Source organism: Pseudoalteromonas sp. bablab_jr010 (genome assembly GCF_016464105.1).
Lineage (GTDB): Bacteria > Pseudomonadota > Gammaproteobacteria > Enterobacterales > Alteromonadaceae > Pseudoalteromonas > Pseudoalteromonas simplex.
Window position 1 is genome coordinate 1 of the sequence record NZ_JACDWV010000167.1, and the last position, 19,704, is coordinate 19,704.

At 41.9% G+C, this 19,704-nt stretch carries 21 protein-coding genes; 13 read left to right on the plus strand and 8 right to left on the minus strand.

The genetic code is table 11. The features are described from left to right. The 5 genes from JIG37_RS17680 to fabR form a co-directional block, all read right to left on the minus strand. A partial coding sequence (locus JIG37_RS17680) for a DUF2931 domain-containing protein (protein WP_199529961.1) occupies positions 1-430 on the minus strand: 430 nt, incomplete at its 3' end. Beyond that, the gene (locus JIG37_RS17685) at positions 415-2,121 is read right to left on the minus strand and encodes a DUF2235 domain-containing protein (protein WP_199529962.1); all 1,707 of its coding nucleotides are present in this window, start codon (positions 2,119-2,121) and stop codon (positions 415-417) included. The genes JIG37_RS17680 and JIG37_RS17685, both read right to left, overlap by 16 nt. A 3-nt stretch (positions 2,122-2,124) precedes the next feature. Next, the gene (locus tag JIG37_RS17690) at positions 2,125-2,781 is read right to left on the minus strand and encodes a peptidoglycan-binding protein (protein WP_199529963.1); all 657 of its coding nucleotides are present in this window, start codon (positions 2,779-2,781) and stop codon (positions 2,125-2,127) included. Positions 2,782-2,800: 19 nt separating this feature from the next. Beyond that, complete coding sequence (locus JIG37_RS17695) at positions 2,801-3,949, minus strand: hypothetical protein (protein ID WP_199529964.1); 1,149 nt, start codon at positions 3,947-3,949, stop codon at positions 2,801-2,803. A 109-nt stretch (positions 3,950-4,058) separates the two neighbouring features. Continuing rightward, positions 4,059-4,691 (minus strand): HTH-type transcriptional repressor FabR, encoded by a 633-nt coding sequence (gene fabR, locus JIG37_RS17700; RefSeq protein ID WP_054554482.1) that lies wholly within the window; start codon positions 4,689-4,691, stop codon positions 4,059-4,061. 116 nt (positions 4,692-4,807) lie between these two features. Here fabR and JIG37_RS17705 point away from each other — a divergent pair, with 116 nt between their 5' ends. Then, positions 4,808-5,941 (plus strand): fatty acid desaturase, encoded by a 1,134-nt coding sequence (locus tag JIG37_RS17705; RefSeq protein WP_058586121.1) that lies wholly within the window; start codon positions 4,808-4,810, stop codon positions 5,939-5,941. Positions 5,942-5,954: 13 nt separating this feature from the next. Then, a complete protein-coding gene (sthA, locus tag JIG37_RS17710; RefSeq protein WP_199529965.1) occupies positions 5,955-7,385 on the plus strand; it encodes a Si-specific NAD(P)(+) transhydrogenase in 1,431 nt (476 codons plus the stop codon). 46 nt (positions 7,386-7,431) lie between these two features. On the opposite strand, the gene hemE is transcribed toward sthA, so the two are convergent. Beyond that, positions 7,432-8,496: a uroporphyrinogen decarboxylase gene (gene hemE, locus JIG37_RS17715; protein ID WP_054554485.1), complete on the minus strand. Its 1,065-nt coding sequence runs from the start codon at positions 8,494-8,496 to the stop codon at positions 7,432-7,434. A 612-nt stretch (positions 8,497-9,108) separates the two neighbouring features. Here hemE and JIG37_RS17720 point away from each other — a divergent pair. Beyond that, positions 9,109-9,579: an Rsd/AlgQ family anti-sigma factor gene (locus JIG37_RS17720; protein WP_063702523.1), complete on the plus strand. Its 471-nt coding sequence runs from the start codon at positions 9,109-9,111 to the stop codon at positions 9,577-9,579. 146 nt (positions 9,580-9,725) lie between these two features. Continuing rightward, positions 9,726-10,772, plus strand: a complete 1,047-nt coding sequence (locus tag JIG37_RS17725) for an LD-carboxypeptidase (RefSeq protein ID WP_199529966.1) — start codon at positions 9,726-9,728, stop codon at positions 10,770-10,772. Positions 10,773-10,826: 54 nt separating this feature from the next. Here JIG37_RS17725 and fkpA read toward each other — a convergent pair whose 3' ends face one another. Beyond that, on the minus strand, positions 10,827-11,582 hold the full coding sequence (gene fkpA, locus JIG37_RS17730; protein ID WP_199529967.1) for an FKBP-type peptidyl-prolyl cis-trans isomerase: 756 nt from the start codon (positions 11,580-11,582) through the stop codon (positions 10,827-10,829). A 200-nt stretch (positions 11,583-11,782) separates the two neighbouring features. On the opposite strand from fkpA, the gene JIG37_RS17735 reads away from it, so the two are divergent. Beyond that, the gene (locus tag JIG37_RS17735; RefSeq protein ID WP_199529968.1) at positions 11,783-12,781 is read left to right on the plus strand and encodes a hypothetical protein; all 999 of its coding nucleotides are present in this window, start codon (positions 11,783-11,785) and stop codon (positions 12,779-12,781) included. After that, complete coding sequence (locus JIG37_RS17740; RefSeq protein WP_054554490.1) at positions 12,768-12,980, plus strand: SlyX family protein; 213 nt, start codon at positions 12,768-12,770, stop codon at positions 12,978-12,980. Before JIG37_RS17735 ends, JIG37_RS17740 begins: the two co-directional genes overlap by 14 nt. A gap of 23 nt (positions 12,981-13,003) precedes the next feature. Here the strand turns inward: JIG37_RS17740 and JIG37_RS17745 are convergent, their stop codons facing one another. After that, positions 13,004-13,207 (minus strand): YheV family putative zinc ribbon protein, encoded by a 204-nt coding sequence (locus JIG37_RS17745; protein ID WP_054554491.1) that lies wholly within the window; start codon positions 13,205-13,207, stop codon positions 13,004-13,006. A gap of 129 nt (positions 13,208-13,336) precedes the next feature. On the opposite strand from JIG37_RS17745, the gene JIG37_RS17750 reads away from it, so the two are divergent. The 7 genes from JIG37_RS17750 (at position 13,337) to JIG37_RS17780 (ending at position 19,674) form a co-directional block, all read left to right on the plus strand. Next, positions 13,337-15,256 (plus strand): ATP-binding cassette domain-containing protein, encoded by a 1,920-nt coding sequence (locus tag JIG37_RS17750; protein WP_199529969.1) that lies wholly within the window; start codon positions 13,337-13,339, stop codon positions 15,254-15,256. After that, positions 15,243-15,668, plus strand: coding sequence for a TIGR02444 family protein (locus JIG37_RS17755; RefSeq protein WP_138618474.1), 426 nt, complete (start codon positions 15,243-15,245; stop codon positions 15,666-15,668). Before JIG37_RS17750 ends, JIG37_RS17755 begins: the two co-directional genes overlap by 14 nt. A 220-nt stretch (positions 15,669-15,888) precedes the next feature. Further along, the gene (locus JIG37_RS17760) at positions 15,889-16,029 is read left to right on the plus strand and encodes a DUF3149 domain-containing protein (RefSeq protein WP_074989877.1); all 141 of its coding nucleotides are present in this window, start codon (positions 15,889-15,891) and stop codon (positions 16,027-16,029) included. A 142-nt stretch (positions 16,030-16,171) separates the two neighbouring features. Continuing rightward, positions 16,172-17,152: a hydrolase gene (locus JIG37_RS17765; RefSeq protein ID WP_054554494.1), complete on the plus strand. Its 981-nt coding sequence runs from the start codon at positions 16,172-16,174 to the stop codon at positions 17,150-17,152. After that, positions 17,149-17,406, plus strand: coding sequence for a YheU family protein (locus tag JIG37_RS17770; protein ID WP_054554495.1), 258 nt, complete (start codon positions 17,149-17,151; stop codon positions 17,404-17,406). Before JIG37_RS17765 ends, JIG37_RS17770 begins: the two co-directional genes overlap by 4 nt. A gap of 60 nt (positions 17,407-17,466) precedes the next feature. Next, complete coding sequence (locus JIG37_RS17775) at positions 17,467-18,660, plus strand: dipeptidase (RefSeq protein ID WP_199529970.1); 1,194 nt, start codon at positions 17,467-17,469, stop codon at positions 18,658-18,660. A 129-nt stretch (positions 18,661-18,789) separates the two neighbouring features. Then, positions 18,790-19,674 (plus strand): hypothetical protein, encoded by an 885-nt coding sequence (locus JIG37_RS17780; RefSeq protein WP_199529971.1) that lies wholly within the window; start codon positions 18,790-18,792, stop codon positions 19,672-19,674. Positions 19,675-19,704: the final 30 nt, after the last annotated feature.

Sequence of the window (19,704 nt, forward strand, 5' to 3'; positions counted from 1 at the left end):
ACCAAACCTTAATCTCGCCAGTTGCTCCCATACCAATAATCAAGTAGGGGGTTATATTTGTTTCTATCTCTCCTGTGCTTACCCATGTATAAGTAGGTAAATTTTTAGCTAATTTATACCCTGCCTTATCTATAGCCACTTCACCGTAATAAATTCTATTTTCTGATTTATCGAGCCATTCAACCGCCACTTTTTCGGGGAACTTTTGGTCGTACAAACTGACTGTACCGCCAGCCTCAGCATAACAACACTCAATTGCCCCTGATGGTATGCCCCATGTATCATCAAATACCACTGAGCGCCCCCAAATAGCATTCCCATTCTCAGTGCCTACGCCTGCTACCATGTAATCTATTTTTCCCGTTGACGAGCAACCAGCCAAAAACAAAGCATATGCAATTGAGATGAGTGGTTTTATAAACTTGTCCATAATCGGTATCCATTTATTAGTTGTGATTGCCATTGTGTGCTTGTTTCAGCTTGGCTTGGCTGGTTATAAAAAAGCTCGCGCTGTTGGTTTTTGGTGGTAAATTCGGCTTCTTCTTCGGGGCCGTGAGCTATCGCATCAATCGTTGCCGCGTATTTAACACTATGGTGAATGTAGTCTTTGTATAAAGCATGCCAGGCTTCACTTTGCGGGCCAAAACTGCGCGCTGTATCTACAAGCGATTTAAGCTCGCTTGGTAAAACATAAGGAAAAGCCTGACCATCAGCTTGTTTACGGATAGCAAGCTCTGCGAGGTTTTGCAACGGCACCCCTTGATTTACAGCCGTTTCGTGCATAAGCGCTAAACTATAATGCGGCAGAATATTGCTTAATTTACGGCTCCAATACGGCCTATAGCTGGTGTAAATTGTATTTTCTGATTTATTCCAAATTCGCTTTGGTTGCCGGTTTATTCTTGGCCGGCTTGCTTTAAATTGAATATTAATTGTTGGCCAATAATATTTTTGTTCGAGTGACTGTTTAAGCTGTACGAGCTCTTTGTCGTGCTCTGGCTCACCAGCTTGGCCCGCAATATACTGCCGAGGGTAAAGAATGTTCGTTTCAACGGGGCCGTAACCGCCACCAATATCTGAGTGCACACCTGGCAGCTCAATTTCTTTGTGGTTTTCTGATAGCAGCTTGTTACTACTGAGTAATGAGCTAAGAGGGAATTTATCGCGCTTTTCATCAAACGCAGCTAAGTGCATCACATACCCGGCACTGCTGCTCGCTAAATTTAAGTTAATGGGGTAGTCAAGTTCGTCATCGGCGTAAAATTCGCTGTGGTTGTTATCGCCATCGCCGCCAATAGATGCAACACTATCAAATAAGCCCACAAAACGAATAACAGGCTTAATGCCGCCCCAATAATTTGGCTTGTCTTGATATATTGCATTGACCTGATTAACAAACGCTCGCGCTTGGGCTGCACCTCGGCTAAAGCCAAATACATCTATAAACCCAGTTTTTGTGTATGCAAATTTTTTGAAAAACTCGGCAGTTCTGATTAATGCTTGTTTTATACGCTCGTCAAAGCTAAACGCCAATCCCATATCTAGTGTTGAATCACTTTTATTCGCTTCAGTGCCAATTCCTTCTTCATAATGCCTATTTTGAAAAGTCTTAATCGGATATAACTCAAACAACTTAACAACATTCGTGGGCTCCTTGCTGTCTGTTGAGTCTTGTATGTCGTTAAAACGGTTATTACCTGTGCCATCAAAAAACACCCCAAAGCAAGGCGGTTCGGCAAGTAAGGTGAGTTCTACATGGCCTTTAGGTAAAATTTTATGCTGAAGTAGTTGCGGGCCGCCCTTACTGCCAATATTAAATGACTTTACCGTGTTTGAATTAAAATAGTCTGCAAATTGCTGCTCATTAACAAGAGTAAACTCGGCCTTACCAGCAACAATTGCTTTGAGTGTATAAGGTGTATCTTGCGACAGGTTATTAAAACGGTAGTGCTGCGCTGCTTGTTTTTCAACTACGGCCTTGTTGCCTTGTGAAAATAGCTGTATTTCTACATCAACATCGCCCAGTACTTTTACAATAATATGCTTTGTGGTTGCACCCGCACCGGTATTAATAACAAGTGTATTAACAAGATTTACTGCCATTGGCATTGCTTGGCTCATTACTTATGCTCCGTATACGTCAACAAGACGACGTTTAGTAATTGGCCCTGCTATGCCATCAACTTGCAACTGCTGCGCAAGCTGAAAAGCTTTAACACCTGTTTGTGTTTTTGATCCATTAATTCCATCAACCTTGCCACAATCAAATCCAAGTAAATTGCAACGCCCTTGCACTCCTGACAAGGTTTCAATAGGGTCTAAGTGCCCTACTTGAATAGCAAAACTCTTTGTTGGTGTGGTGTCTTCGTCATTGAGATATAAATCTACTTGCCCTGTAAGCGTTTCATTTTCGGTGAGCTCTACTTCAATTAAACCATCTTCTGCTATGACGGTATCAATTGTTTGCCCTGCGATATTCAGTACAATGCGCTTTCCCGTAATTTGCTCGCCATTTTCGTAAGCTAGTTTTAAACGAAAGAATTCTTTTTCATCACGCACCATAAAAGAGTTTTTACTATCTGTTTTCAGTGGCATGAATTTTTCAACTTTTGCTGGAATAGCAATTACGTCGCCGGGGTAAATTTGGTTAGGATGAGGCCTTAAAGAACGAAACTCAGCATTAAGCGGATGCAAGTAAAGACCATTAGAGGTTCTAAACCCATATTGACGAGCAATGCGTAGCAAGGTTTCGCCTTGCGACACAGTATGTTGTAAGGTCATAAATTATATCCTTATAAATTTATTCATTACGGGAAGGGCTGGCCACCTGCCAGTCTTTGTCATCTAACTCATGAAAGCTTATTTTAGCGTTTTCAAAGTCAGGGCCTGATACGTGGGCATAACCCTTACTATCTAATACTCCACTGACTACATGCCCATTACGCAAGCGAATTTTATAGCCCATGTTTGCCTGTGGGTTACCAGCTTGATCAAGCAACTCAATTTCATATTCTTGTGTTGGTTGAAGCACTGTAAAAGAGGTGGTTTCCACAAGACCTGACGCAGTCACAGTGACAGCATAAACACCTGGCTTCACAACAAAATAATGCTGCCAAAACGATATTTCATCTGGGCGTTTTTTTTCTAATTGCAATGTAATTTGACCATTTGTAGGCCCTTGCCAAACTATATCTATATTGCGGCAATTACTGCAGGAGCCTTCTATATTTAATTTCCAACCATTGGGAACTATCAATCCAGTACCTACCGGTGCGGGCTTAGCACGACTAAACCCCAAATTGTAATCATAAATAAGGTTCGCATTTTTATAGCCTGTATATTGTTGAGCTAACATTTCTACCGTTTCAGATGCTTGGAGCACATGAGTTGTGAAATTTTGCCGAACTTGGTGAGATGCTTTTAACTCTACCTTACTATTTGCAACAGGCTTATAAAGAGCTAACGTAGGTTGAAATTGCTGAGTTGCAGTTGGGCGGATAACACGACGAGTATAAGTTATGTGTTGATCTATCCTGTTGGGTTGTCCCTCAAAGCCATTGCTTTGTAATAGCCTAGCTTGTTGATCTCTTAAATCAGCTGATGTTGCATTGCTATCAGCCTCTGAGCTATGGTTCTTTGAAATAGTAGCGCTTTTTGGGTATAGCGCAATTCGGCTATAAACATGGCGAAACTGACTGTAAGGAACTCGCTTCCAACCATTTTGGTTAATCCAAAACTGGCAGCGTTTGTCATCTCGAAATTGTGAGACCTGATGAGCGTCTAATACGCCAAACAAGTTATCTTGAATTTTCTTTTGCACATGTTTCGGTAACGAGTATAACAAACTGCGGCTCAGCTCTCGAAAGCTTGGGCTATTTTTTACCGTTGTTTCTTCACTCTGTTCTAAAAAATGGGCATGAGTATTATTCACCGGATCCTTGGTGAGCATGTGCGTCCTCGCTATTTATTCATTTTGTGGCGTAACTGACTATTTAGAATTCAGTTACTGATTTAAACAAAAAACGATACACAAAATGGGAACAAAAATCTACCATGCTTTAGGCTGTTTTTTCTACACTACCTTTACTATCACGACCATACAAAGTGGCACCGCGAGCAATATAACGTAATTGCCAGATCAAGCGTTCAACCAGTTCTTCGCGTTGTGTCCCTTCAATATCGAGGGCTTCGGCACCGGCGTTAAATACTAAAGTCACCATGGCTTCGGCTTGAATATATGCATGAGTTGGGTCGCACGGAGTTTCGCTTTCAAGGTAATGCGCAAGCTCTAAAATGAAATGTTTAATTTCACGAGCAACCGCAGCACGAAATGCTTTTGAAGTTCCTGAGCGCTCACGCAATAACAATCTAAATTGGTTGCTCGAGTTATCGATGAACTCCATAAAGGTCACGATTGATGTCGTGATCACACTACCGCCGCTCTCAATACGGCGACGCGCTTGGCGCATAAGTTGACGCAGTGTTAAACCAGCTTCATCAACCATGGTCAAACCAAGCTCATTCATGTCTTTAAAGTGGCGGTAAAAAGAGGTGGGGGCAATCCCTGCTTCACGGGCAACTTCACGTAAGCTTAAATTAGAAAAACTATGATCGGCACTCAATTGATTGAATGCAGCCTCGATTAGTGCTTGTCGTGTTTTTTGTTTCTGTTGCGCTCTAACACCCGACATGGAAACTCCCAGCGTGAACTTTTAATGATTTTTCGGTTAATGAGCTAGTCTAATACTTGACGCGGAGAGAATGAAACACTATTTTAGCGTACAACTGTACGCCGAGATTTATTCAGATGAAAAAACCACCGATTATTTGGACCAATGTGCTATTTTTTAGCCTTACATTTTTGGCCGCGATCACCCTTGTTCCTTGGTATGGCTTTAGCTACGGATACACCAGTACACAGTGGATAGCCTTTGTTGGCTGTATGTTCTACGCCGGACTTTCTATTACTGCAGGTTATCACCGCTTGTGGGCACACAAAGCCTATGATGTGCATCCTGTTATTGAAGTAATTTTTGCCTTAGGTGGTGCTTTTGCATTACAAAATAGTGCCTTGCACTGGAGTAGCGATCACCGTATTCACCATGGTCAAGTTGATGATCCAATCAAAGACCCTTACGCCGCTACTAATGGCTTTTGGTATAGCCACATTGGTTGGATGCTGCGCGATTATCAAGGCGAACAATACGGTAACTACAGTAACTGCCGAGACTTACAAAAAAACAAAGTCGTTATGTGGCAACACCGTCACTATATGAAGTTAGTCGTCGCGACTAATTTTGGTATTCCTTTACTACTTGGCTTAATGCTTGGCGATGTATGGGGCATGTTATTACTGGTTGGTTTACTGCGCTTGGTATTGAGCCAACATTTTACCTTTTTTATCAACTCGCTGGCGCATATCTGGGGTTCACGTCCGTACACAGAAAAAAACACCGCCCGTGATAATGGCTTTTTAGCGCTATTCACATACGGTGAAGGCTATCATAACTTCCACCATATTTTTGCTAGCGACTATCGCAATGGCATTAAGTGGTATCACTATGATCCAACTAAGTGGATGATCCGCTCTTTAGCGGCAATCGGTCTTGCTTCAAAATTAAAGCGCACACCGATTGAGCGAATCGAAAAAGCCAAGGCAGAAACCTTGATGAATAAGACTCAAGGTCGCCTTGCAAAATTGCCTTTAGCGCAAGATAAGCTTACATTATTACAATCTGAGTACGATTTACTGCTGAAAAAACTGCAACACTTCTGTGCCTTGCAAAAACGCGTGTTAGAAATCAAACGCAATAAAATGATGAAACAGTGTGAAAAATCAGCATTAATGACACAATATCACGAGCTTGAAGCCGCTTGGGAAAACCAAAAGCAGGCTTGGCTTGCACTAAATGCGAGGTTGTTAAAAGCCTCTTTTAGTTAACATAGGAGCGGCTGTGGCCAAACAACAAGTAAAGCAAAAAGATACTCCATCTTATCAATATGATGCAATCATCATAGGTACAGGTCCTGGCGGTGAAGGTACCGCCATGAACCTATCTAAAAGCAACAAAAGAGTCGCTGTTATTGAACGTCAAGAAGCGGTAGGCGGCGGTTGTGTGCACTGGGGTACTATCCCTTCAAAAGCATTACGTCACTCTGTAAGTCGTTATATTGAATATAAAGCAAACCCGCTATTTAATATTAGTGAGCGCCCTAACCGCTTAACTTTCCCCGATATTTTGCGCCACGCAAGTAACGTCATTTCAAAGCAATCTAATTTACGTAGCAGCTTTTATGAGCGTAACCGCATTCATATGTATCAAGGTGATGCTGAGTTTATTGATAAACACACCATTAAAGTAACGCACCTAGACGGTTCATTTGAAACAATCACCGCACAAACAATCGTTATTGCTACTGGCTCGCGCCCTTACCGTCCACCAGGTGTAGACTTTAAACATCCACGTATTTACGACAGCGATACCATTTTAGGCCTTGAAGATGACCCTCATCGTGTGCTGATTTATGGTGCAGGTGTAATTGGTTGTGAGTATGCCTCTATTTTTAAAGGTTTAGGCGCCAAGGTTGACCTAGTGAATACCCGTGACCGCCTACTTGCCTTTATGGATGCGGAAATTTCAGATGCTCTGAGCTATCACTTTTGGAATAGCGGTATTGTTATTCGTCATAATGAAGAGTTTGATCGTGTAGAAACCCGTGATGACTGTGTGGTAATGCACTTGAAATCAGGCAAGCGCGTAAAAGCTGACTGTATTTTATTTGCCAATGGCCGTACCGGTAACACAGACACATTAAACCTTGAAGCTGTTGGCCTAAAAGCGGATGGTCGTGGCCAGCTTAAGGTGAACGAAACATACCAAACAGAAGTCGACAACATTTATGCTGTGGGTGATGTCATTGGTTACCCAAGCCTTGCCAGTGCAGCATTTGACCAAGGCCGTATTGCAGCCGATGCGATTGCAAGTGGTAATTGCGATGAAAAGCTGATCATTGATATTCCAGCAGGTATTTATACAATCCCTGAAATGAGCTCAGTGGGTAAAACCGAGCAAGAGTTAACAGCTGCAAAAGTCCCTTACGAGGTAGGCCGTGCTCAATTTAAGCATTTAGCGCGTGCGCAAATTGCAGGCACTGAGGTGGGTAGCCTAAAGATTTTATTCCATGTTGATACCAAAGAAGTACTGGGTGTGCACTGCTTCGGTGAGCGTGCCTCTGAAATCGTTCACATCGGTCAAGCGATTATGGAACAAAAGAACGGCGGTAATAACATTGATTACTTTGTAAATACCACGTTCAACTACCCGACTATGGCTGAAGCCTATCGCGTAGCTGCATTAAATGGTTTAAATCGTTTGTTTAAGTAAATAAAAAAGCCCGATTAATGCGGGCTTTTTTACGATTAGCTTTTGCTTATTTGTGGTATTTACCACTGAATTCATGAACAGCGTTGATAAATACACCTGCGTTTTCTGGGTCTACATCTGGTGTAATACCGTGACCTAGGTTAAATACATGGCCAGAGCCTGTACCAAAGTCTTCTAGGATAGTAGCAACTTCTTGGCGAATACGCTCAGGCGTGCCATGCAGCATTGCTGGGTCCATGTTACCTTGCAGCGCCACTTTATCGCCAACACGACGCTTTGCATCACCAATGTTAATAGTCCAGTCTAGACCTACTGCATCACAGCCTGTTGCTGCAATTGCTTCAATCCACTGACCACCATTTTTAGTAAATAACGTCACTGGCACTTTACGGCCATCGTATTCGCGAATTAAGCCATCAACAATCTTGTGCATGTATTGTAATGAAAACTCATTGTAGTCACGTGGGCTTAATACACCGCCCCATGAGTCAAATACCATTAACGATTGCGCACCCGCTTTAACTTGCGCGTTTAAATAGTCGATTACTGAGTCAGCTAATTTATCAAGTAATAGGTGCAGTGTTTGTGGATCTGCAAAGGCCATTTTCTTGATTTTACCGAATGTTTTGCTGCTACCACCTTCAACCATGTAAGTGGCAAGTGTCCAAGGTGAACCAGAGAAACCAATTAGCGGTACTTCACCTTTTAATTCGCGACGAATCGTACTTACCGCATTCATCACATAACCAAGCTCATCAGTTGGATCGATATTTGGGATTTTTTTAACATCTGCTAATGAAGAAATCGGACGTTCAAATTTTGGACCTTCACCTGTTTCAAAGTAAAGACCTAAGCCCATAGCATCAGGAATAGTTAAAATATCACTGAATAGAATTGCAGCATCAAGCGGATAACGACGTAATGGCTGTAACGTTACTTCACAAGCAAGTTCAGCGTTTTTACATAAACTCATAAAGTCGCCTGCTTGGGCACGTGTAGCACGGTATTCAGGTAAATAACGGCCAGCTTGGCGCATCATCCATACCGGTGTGACATCAACAGGTTGCTTTTGTAGTGCACGTAAATAACGATCGTTTTTTAATTCGCTCATGCGTATAGAATCCTAGAACTGAATGAAATTGAGCAGATTGTATCACCATATTGCGCGTCTCACTATGGATAGATAATCAAGGCTAGATATAGATCATGTTTTTTAAGCCAACCTACGCCTATAGTGTGTTTTTTGAGCGAAAACAAAATAAATTTAAAACTTTTCATTAATAAATTTGCAACATACAAAAAAGCTTGGTATAACTTATCCCGCGTTAACAAAAACAATAATAAAAATCTTATAACAATAAGAACAACAATCTTCCCATAATAATAAGAACGCTTGTTTTAACAAGTCTTAGAAAAAGAATTAAACCACCAATTTTGGTGGTTTTTTCTTTTCTAAATCAGCAAATTACAACTCATCCGCTTAGATAAAAATCGCAAAATTAATACTAGTAGTTTTGAATCAATTCCCATACACTGCAATGAGAGCAAAAAAAGTCCACTCTAAAAAACAAGGAATTTTTTAGCTTATTCAATGCTGAAAACTATGCCTTTAGAATGACTTTTACAATCTGTTGCAATTAGACACTAAGAATTTAGTTGATCTTTGTGTCATATTTCCTTTTTATATATACAAAGGAAAACCTACTCAGCGAGGAGATGAAATATGCTGACGCGTTTGGAAAAAGCTCAACAAAAGTGGGGTGGTAGTCACTCTGTAATCGACAAATGGCTCACAGAACGTCAAGAGCTGCTTGTGTTGTTCTGCCGTATTGCAGGCTTTTCACCGTACGAAAAGAAAGATCACGCCCTTCCTGATCAGCTGCAAATTCAAAACTTTTGCCAAATTCTGATGGATTACCTTTCTGCTGGCCATTTCGAAATTTACGACGACATTGCCAAAGCGTGTGAAGAAAAAGGCCCTGAAAGCCAAAAGCTGGCTAATGCCTTATACCCACGCATTTCTGAAACCACAGATGTGGCACTCGACTTTAACGACAAATACGCAGAAGTTGACAAAGATGACTTGCTTGATGAGTTTGATAAAGATTTATCAACATTAGGTGAAGCGCTTGAGTTACGCTTTGAGCTAGAAGATGAGTTAATCGATAACCTTTATTCTAATCACACCAGCTAACAGCTTAGTTACACAGCAGAGAAACACTCTCTGCTGAAAAACACCTTTTTGCCTGCCTAAAAAGAATCATCTATTCCATTTCGTAACAAATATTTGAAATATTTTCTTCAATGCGATACTCATACTATAAAAACATGAGGCTCGCTATGAATAAACGGTCATTTTTAAAGTCACTTTCAATTCTTGCCGCAGGCGCAAGTCTGACATCAGCTCCTTTAATGGCGGCGCAGAGTGCTAGCACCCAAACATTAATTAAGCCAAAAGCTCTTCCTACAGGCGGCACAATTGGGATATGTAGCCCTTCAGCTGCCACTGCTGCGCACGCTGATATTTTATTAGCACAAGGCGTTATAGAGGCACTGGGTTACAAGGCTAAGCTTGCACCAAACATTCTAGCTAGACGCGGTCATTTAGCTGGCACTGATGCAATGCGAGCTAGCGACTTAAATAGTTTATTCAACGACAAAGAGGTTGATGCCATTTTGTGTTTACGTGGCGGTTCAGGCGCTGCCCGTATTTTACCTTTGCTTGACTACGCGATGATCCGTAACAACCCAAAACCTCTGATGGGCTATTCGGACATTACCGCTCTACACAATGCACTACTCTCTCAAGCTGGGTTAATCAGCTTTCATGGTCCAAATGCATCAAGTGACTGGAACCCGTTTCATGTCGCGCAATTTAAGAGCATGTTCGAAGCGCGTAAGTTGATGCATTTCCAAAACTTACCAAAAGCCGATGATGAGCTTGTTAACACTCAGTACCTGACCCAAACGATTACATCAGGTAAAACCTCTGGACGATTAATCGGCGGTAATTTAACGGTACTGACAGCCCTTGCAGGCTCGAATTATTTACCTGACTTTAATGGCGCAATTTTATTTTTAGAAGATATCGACGAAGCACCGTATAGAATTGACAGGATGATGAGCACACTAAAACTTATGGGCGCACTTGATAAAATTGCAGGCTTTGTATTTGGCGATTGTAATGACTGTAAGCCAGGCCGTGGTTATGGCTCATTAACCCTTGACGATATTTTTGCAGATTATATAAAACCGCTGGAAATTCCTGCCTATCGTGGGGCTATGATTGGCCATATTAAGCGCCAATTTATCTTGCCTGTTGGCACTGTGGTTGAGCTTGATGCAGATAGTGGCACATTGAAAATGAAAGAAACGGCATTTAGTTAATGAAATTTGCGCATAAAAAAAGGGCTTTTCAGCCCTTTTTTATTGAGTTAAATATTACTCAGCTGGTACAGCTTTGTCATCGCTTTGGATTTCAAGTAATTCTACTTCGAAAACAAGCGTTGAGTTTGCTGGGATCTTACCAAGATCACGCTCACCGTATGCAAGTTCAGATGGAATAGTGAACTTGTACTTAGAGCCAACTGGCATTAGTTGTAAACCTTCAGTCCAACCTGGGATCACACGGTTAAGTGGGAAAGTAGTTGGTTCATTACGTGAGTAAGAGCTATCGAACTCAGTACCGTCTAATAAAGTGCCTTTGTAGTGAACTTTAACAACATCAGTTGCTACTGGCTTTTCGCCTTCACCTTCAGTGATCACTTCGTACTGTAGGCCAGACTCAGTTACTGTAACGCCTTCTTTTTTCGCGTTTTCAGCTAGGTATTTTTCGCCTTCAGCTTTGCTCTTTTCAGATTCTACTTTCGCTTTTTCTTGTTGTTTAGTGCGAATGCTTTGGTCAAGTGCAGTTAACACTTCACGAATTTTTTCGTCATCAAGTTTAGCGTTACCCGCTAGTGCGTCTTCAAAACCACGCTTAAGAAGTGCTTCGTCTAATTCAACACCTAGCGCTTTTTTATCAGCAAGGTCTTGGTTTAAGAAGTTACCAACAGATGCACCAATACCGTATGCTTGTTGTTGAGCTTCAGTCTCTAGTTTAACTTCAACTTGCTGTTCTTTTTTTGCTTCCTGATTACAAGCTGTAAGCGCTAAAACTGACGCTGCAATCAATGACAATTTAATCGTCTTTTTCATTTTATATCTCCGACACACTTTGCAGTTGTCAATTATTGTATTATTACTAGTTAAAGATTAACGACCTACATGGTAGGCTGCTTGTCTAATAACTAACGTCATGCCAATGCATGATCAGCGATTAGACTAACAACCTAGGTCTTCAACGAGACCTAGTCTAACCTCTCAATCACTAAGAGTTAAGGGGAAATACTCGTAATATGTCGATATTTCGTACTTTTTTGTATCTGCTCAGCCTTTGCTTAGTTGTAGCGTGCTCTGAGCAACATGAGCAATCAACTGCACGCTATGAGCATGCGGCTAAAGGTGCCTTCGCCTCCGCGCTGTCGCACGATGGTAAATACAGCTTAATCTCATCAATACACCATGGGGTTGCATTGTGGGATAATCAACAGCAGGTATTAAAATACCAATGGTTTCAACAACAAGCCCAAGATAGTCTCGTCCATACTGTTGCTATCTCGTACGACAACAGCCATGCAGTTACCGCTGAGAAGTCCACCTTTGCAGTGTGGAACATTGCCACGGGCAACAACACGGGTTATTACAAAATACACGCCTCAACAATTAGAGATATCGCGATAAGTAACCAAGGGCGCAGTGTATTATATGGTCGCGCCGACGGTGTAGTCGTTTACCTCGACTTAGAGAGTGGCAGGCGCATAGAGTTCCTTGGCCACCAAGAAAAAGTCAATGTTGTTGACCTTTCACCTAACGGTCACTACGCCATTAGCGGCTCAAATGACTATGTTGCTTACTTTTGGGACACTCGCACAGGGCAAGTGATCCATCGCTTTAATCACCCAAGTCGCGTTACTCAAGTCGCCCTTGATCCACAAGGTCGTTATGCATTTACCGCAGACAGTATGAAGCAAGCAAATGTATGGCAACTGACTACAGGTGATCTTGTTAGCAAACTGGCGTATATTGCGCGTCAGAAAATTTTTACCGCCGTCCGTTTTAACGATGAAGGCAATTTAATTGCCACAGGTTCACCCAATCGATTGGTTGATTTATGGCAACTAGAGTCAGGTAAAAAATTACAAACGTGGCAAGTGATTCCTCGAGAAGGAAGCCGCCCGAAATCAGCCGTGGTGTTAGATGTTGCGTTTACTGATAACAACCAAGCGTTATTAACCGAAAGCTCCAGCGGATTCGCTGAAAGTTTTAATCTAAGAGAATCAAATGAATACAATTGAAGATCGTCTAATGGAACTTGAAGCGAAAGTCGCTTTTCAAGATGAAACAATTGAAATATTAAACGATGAGCTTAAAGCGCACCAACAGCAGCTGGCTAAAATGAAGCGCCAGACAGAGTTACTTGCAGAAAAGATTAAAGAAGCGCAGCAGCCATCTTTAATGTCACAAATGCAAGAGCCGCCACCGCCGCACTATTAATTTAGTAATGATAGAGCCGGGAATTAATCGCCCGGCTTAAATACACCAATCACTTGCTCAAATTGGCGTGTTGAGGCCTGAACAGCCTGCTCTGGTTGCGTCATTTTGTGGCCACACTGTACGCACTCCACTTTTTCCACATCATGTTCTTTATAAAGCATCATGGTATCCATGGCCTTACACTCAGGGCATGATGCGCCAGCAATAAAGCGTTTTCTTTGTCTCATAGATGATCTCCCGTGGCATGTAGGCGGCTATTTTAGCCTAATAATTCTCTGTTTGATACGATTGCGAAGGCTAATGTGATCCGTGTTATGATAGCGGCAATTTAATCAGTGCTGTGCAAGTAAACATTCATGATCCAAATTTCAGACATCGAACTTCTACGTGGTGGTAACGCCTTACTAAAAGGGGCTTCTGCAACCTTATTCCCAGAGCATAAAGTCGGCCTTGTTGGCGCTAATGGCTGTGGTAAATCAACGCTGTTCGCGCTATTAAAGTCTGAATTGCAACTCGATGCCGGTGAATGCCAAATTCCTAAAGACTGGTCAATTGCCTCTGTAAAACAAGAAACTCCCGCGCTCGAAATCAGCGCTCTGGATTATGTATTACAAGGTCACCCTGAATATTACGCGCTAAGAATTGCACTACGCGAAGCCGAGCAAAATAACGACGGCGATGCGCAGGCAAAAGCACATATTGGCCTAGAACATATTCAAGGCTATAGCATTGAAGCAAAAGCAGGTGAGCTATTACACGGTTTAGGTTTTAGTAATGAGCAAATTGACAACCCAGTGAGCGCCTTTTCAGGTGGCTGGCGTATGCGCTTAAACTTAGCACAAGCACTTATTCGTGATGCTGATTTATTACTGCTAGATGAGCCAACCAACCACTTAGATCTCGATGCCGTTTACTGGTTAGAGCGCTTTTTACGCGCCTACACAGGCACTCTAGTGCTTATTTCCCATGACCGAGAATTCTTAGATGCCGTTGTTGACCAAATTTGGCACATAGACGCACAAAAAATAAATGTTTATAAAGGCAATTACTCGCAATTCGAACGCCAAAAAGCAGAGCGCTTATTACAGCAACAAGCGATGTTCGAAAAGCAACAAGAACAAATTGCTCACCTAGAAAAATTCATTACGCGCTTCAAAGCAAAAGCCAGTAAAGCTAAGCAAGCACAAAGCCGCGTAAAAGCCCTAGAGCGTATGGAAAAGTTAGCCCCAGCCCATGTTGACTCACCCTTTGATTTTGAATTTGCGGAGCCAACAGCGCTGCCAAACCCGTTAATGACTCTTGACCAAGCCAAAGCAGGCTATGGCGACACCACCATTTTGCATAGCATCAAGCTAAACCTTGTGCCGGGTAGCCGTATTGCGCTGCTTGGCCGAAATGGTGCGGGTAAGTCAACACTGATTAAATTATTAGCTGGCGATTTACAACCTCAAGCAGGTGAAGTATTTCAGCATCAGGGCTTAAATATTGGTTACTTTGCGCAGCATCAACTTGAGTCACTTGATTTAAAAGCCAGTGCAGTGACCCATTTACAACGTTTAAATCCGCAAGCTCCTGAGCAATCATTGCGTGACTTTTTAGGCGGTTTTGCATTCTTTGGCGATAAAGCACTTGAGCCAGTTGCGCCATTTTCTGGCGGTGAAAAAGCCCGTTTAGTGCTAGCAATGCTGGTGTACCAAAAGCCAAACCTACTGTTACTGGATGAGCCAACCAACCACCTAGACTTAGAAATGCGTCATGCCTTAGTAATGGCGCTACAAGGCTTCGAAGGTGCTATGGTGACCGTATCGCACGACCGTCACATGCTTAAAAATACCGCTGATGAGTATTACCTTGTTGATAACGGCGAAGTAACACAATTTGGTTATGACCTTGATGCCTATTACCAATGGCTACTCAATGCCAATAAAGAAGCTGCTAAAAGCCCTGAAGACAATACCCCTAAAGCCCATTCAAGCGTTAACCGCAAAGAGCAAAAGCGCTTAGAAGCTGAGTTCAGAAAGTCAGTGCAGCCGTTGAAAAAGCAAATCGAAAAGCTTGAAAAGCAACTTGATAAGTACTCTACTGAGCTTGGTGAAATCGAAAACGCACTTGCCGATAATGATTTATATAGTGATGAAAATAAAGCCAAACTGACAGAGCTACTCGCTAAGCAAGCAAGTTTAACACCCAAGCTTAATGACGTTGAAGAAGAGCTGCTCATGGCACTTGAAGAGCTTGAAGAAAAAGAGCAGGCCTTTGCCGATGAAACCGCTTAACAGCGAACAGTTTTGGCAGTTTGCATGCAAGCTTTACAGCAAAGACGGCATGCAAACCAAGCTACTAGGCTATCAAGACCAGCAAAGCAAAAATGTTAACCTTTGCCTGCTTCTTTATTATCTTGATTCGTTAGAGCTGGCTGTAACACCCTCTCAACTGAGTGAGCTTGAGTCGTGCATTGCCGAATTTGACCAACAGGCTTTACAGCCCCTACGAGCCACACGCGCCTACCTTAAAACCATTCAAAACGAGGTTTCAGACTACCCTACCATTCGCAAAGAGCTACTTAGCGCAGAATTAAAGCTAGAAAAAAAGCAGCAACAATTACTGATAAACGCAGCAAATACCATGATATTCACCCTCCATAAACAGGCTGAAAATGTAAGGCTTTATTTAAGCGACAAGCAGTAAAATCTAGTCGGTAGCAATCTTAATTGAACTGCCCTCAGTAAAGGCCCCTTTCTATCTGCTTAAAACTTATAGCTAAAAGCTCCGAACTCCCCTAATAAACTTGATCCAAATCAACAATTAAATCGCCTTATTTAGCATCAGGAAAATAGCTTGATCTGGATCATATCTGCCGTCCTCAAGCCAGCCTATGATTAACCCATAGACATTAGGAGGCACAACCATGAACGTATTCTTTAGAGATTTTTTTAGCGACCCAGTTTTATTTATGTCATTCGGCATTTTGGCAGTTGTTATCGTTTTATGCCTTTTCTATGTTGGTTACTTCATTAAAAAAGTACATGACGCAGAAGTTCCTAAGTAAGAATTAAGCACGACGCACAAAGCCCCTATCCAATTTATTGTTTAGGGGCTTTTTATTTGTGTATAGCTAAAATCTTGTTGCTGTTCTCAAAAAGCAAAAACTTGCTACAATAGGTGCTTATTTTGTTTCGAAAGTGTCAGCTATGTTACCTGAATTTAAGCCTGCGTGGTGGATGCGCAATCGCCATTTACAAACCATAATGCCGCGCTTTTTTCGCCCTTTTCATAATACCCGGTATGACTTATCGACTATCGATACCCCTGATGGTGACTTTTTAGAACTGGCTTGGGCAACACCTCATAATGAGCAAGCCCCCCTCGCTATTGTATTGCATGGTTTAGAAGGCAATATAAATAGCTTTTATGCTAAAGGCATGATGAAAAAACTTAAGCAACAAGGCTTTGCTGTAGTTTTAATGCATTTTCGAAACTGCTCGCGCGAAGTTAACCGTTTAGCACGTGCTTATCACAGCGGCGAAACAGAAGACCTGCGCTTTTTCATCAATCACCTTAAGAGTAAATTCCCAAAACGCCCGTTATTTGCCGTGGGCTTTTCACTAGGTGGTAATGTACTAGCAAAATATTTAGGTGAGCATGGTACTAAATCGAACTTAACTGGCGCAGCCGTTGTTTCGGCACCATTTGACTTGTCATCATCGTGCGAAGTTATTCGTAAAAGCTTAGGTAAGATTTATCAAAAATATTTGCTCGATCGAATGAAAAAATCGATGCAAAGAAAGCTGCCACAAATCGAACAGCAAATTAGCCTAACGCCAGAAAAACTGATGGCGATTGATGACTTATGGCAATTCGATAATATGCTCACGGCACCATTGCATGGCTTTGCCGGTGCTGAAGATTACTATCAGCAAGCGAGTGCAAAACCATTTTTAAAAAGCATTGCAACACCTACGCTGATTGTGCACGCCAAAGATGACCCAATGTTATCAATAAAAGCCGTGCCAGATAGCTTAGATGTGAGTGAACATGTTACGCTGCGCATCTCAGAACAAGGGGGCCATGTCGGATTTATTAGCGGTAAAAACCCTTTTAAGCCCGAATATTGGCTTGAACGAATTGTTCCTGAGTATTTTCAACAATTAGTTAAAAAAGAGCAGTTATGATCATTCCCCACGAACGCCTCGATAAAGAGACTCTGTATAATTTAATCGAAAGTTATGTTTTACGTGAAGGCACTGATTACGGCGAACAAGAATTTAGCATTGAAAGCAAAGTAGCGCAGGTTCATCAACAGCTTAAAAATGGTGAAGCCATGGTGTTTTTTTCTGAGTTACATGAGTCAGTGACAATTATATCTAAAGCTGAATTCATTGCTCTACAAGCAGATCCAGAGTACCAAGCGTCGTTTAACGACTAAACTTGTAAGTTATACTGTAACCCTTCACAATGGCTTTTTAACTTAAAGAGCCATTAAAAAATGAAAAAACTAAGCTCACTGGTTGCCGCTGTTTCTTTGGCCTTAATTGGTCAAGCAAATGCAGATCAGGTTACTGCATCAGATAAAGCCATTAAACTGGCAAAAGACACTATTTTAATCGATACCCATATCGATGTGCCTTACCGTATTCATAACAAGTGGGCTGACGTAGCCAAAGCTACAAGCGACGGTGATTTTGATTATCCGCGTGCTGTGCAAGGTGGTTTGAACGCTCCTTTCATGTCAATTTACATTCCTGCAAACCTAGAATTTGAAGGCAAAGGTAAAAGCTACCAATTAGCAAATCAGTTAATCGACTCTATGGAAGCGATTGTACAACGCGCGCCAGATAAGTTCGCCATTGCAGACTCGACTGCCGATATTATAGAGCAGTTTAAACAAGGCAAAATGTCGATTGCTATGGGTATGGAAAACGGCTCACCTATCGAAGGCGACATTAAAAACCTTAAGCATTTTTATGAGCGTGGCGTACGTTACATTACGCTCGCTCACTCGCAGAGTAACCACATTTCTGATTCATCTTATGATATTCGTCGTAAGTGGAAAGGCCTGAGCCCATTCGGTAAAGAGCTGGTAAAAGAAATGAACAACATTGGTATGCTGGTTGATGTATCACATATTTCTGATGATGCGTTTTACCAAGTGATGGAAATTTCGAAAGTACCCGTGATTGCTTCACACTCATCACTGCGTAAATACACCCCTGGCTTTGAGCGTAATATGAATGACGACATGCTGTTAGCACTAAAAAAGAACGGTGGTGTTATTCAAATTAACTTCGGTTCAAGCTTTGTTACGGCAAAGGCTGGCTCTTGGTACGATCAACTTAAATCAGCAAAGGCTGAAAAGAAAAAAGACGGTACTAAGCTAGGCAAAGATTTTGATGCTGCTTATCGCGCTAAAAACCCGTTTCCATTTGCAAGCTTAGAACAAGTACTTGATCACATTGACCATGTAGTTGAGCTAATTGGCATCGATTATGTGGGTATTGGCTCTGATTACGATGGTGTAGGCGACTCTCTACCTACTGGCTTAAAAGATGTATCTAGCTATCCTAACCTAGTGCAAGGTCTAATGGACCGCGGCTATAGCAATAAAGACATCAAAAAGATTTTAAGTGGCAATATGCTACGTGTATGGCAACAAGCTGAAGCATACGCAAAAGCCCATTAATCGACATAAACTCTATTTAAAAGCGCAGCTAACTAGCTGCGCTTTTTGTTTTTATCATCATAAGTAATTGATAATACAAATAGCTTGTTTTAATCTGCAGATATTACAAAGCAACTTGGATGATGTGATATGTCGACTTGGCAAGGGAGTACTGCGCTGGCATTTGCAAGCATTGCACTGGGCTTATCAATTTATAGCTATACAAAAGTAAACTCGACTGACAAGCCTGTAGTTATACAGCAGGCAAAACCTAACTTAAAAGAGTTAACCATTCCAGAGCAAGACAGAGAAAACCTAGTTGCCTTACATGGCTATATTTTAGATCTCGAAACACGCATTCACGAGCTTGAAAATCAAACCCACACTCTTGACCAAGAGCGACTGACCTCATTGGTAAAACAAGCAATGGCACAGCAAGAAAGTGAGCGACGAGCTGAGATAGAAAAAAGGAACCCAGCATTGGGTTGGCTAGGAAATTTACCTGATGACTACCGCGAACGCATCAAAGCAGACCCACAATATGCCGACAGCTCAATAAATGAAGCACTTGCTACCTTACTCAATTTAAGTAAGTCCGAAAATGAGCGCTTAGCAGCCTACGGGCAACTAAAAATGACCTTAAGCATGCTCAGACGCGACTTAGATGAAAGCCAAGAAAATGCTGTTATCGATGCCATGATAAGCATTAGCGAATACACTAATGACCCTAAGATTCGTGTCAGTACTTTAGAGAATTTATCTCGCCAAAATAACGTCTCGCCTAAGCTCGCTGAGCATTTTCAAAAGCTGTTACAAACAGACGATAATGATTATGTTCGCAATATTTCTGCCACAGCCCTCATCGGCCAATTTTTCCGTGCAACAAGAGACGGCAACAATAGTTATGCCAGTGATTTAGCAGAACGAATTACCACCCTTGAGAATAGCAGTAATGCAAAAGCCGCCGAAATCATGGCTGAAAACCTAAAAGGTCCACGCTTAAGAGAAGAACTAGATAAAGCGTTGGGGAAATAAAAAAACCGTAAGTTGCCACTAGTAAAAGGC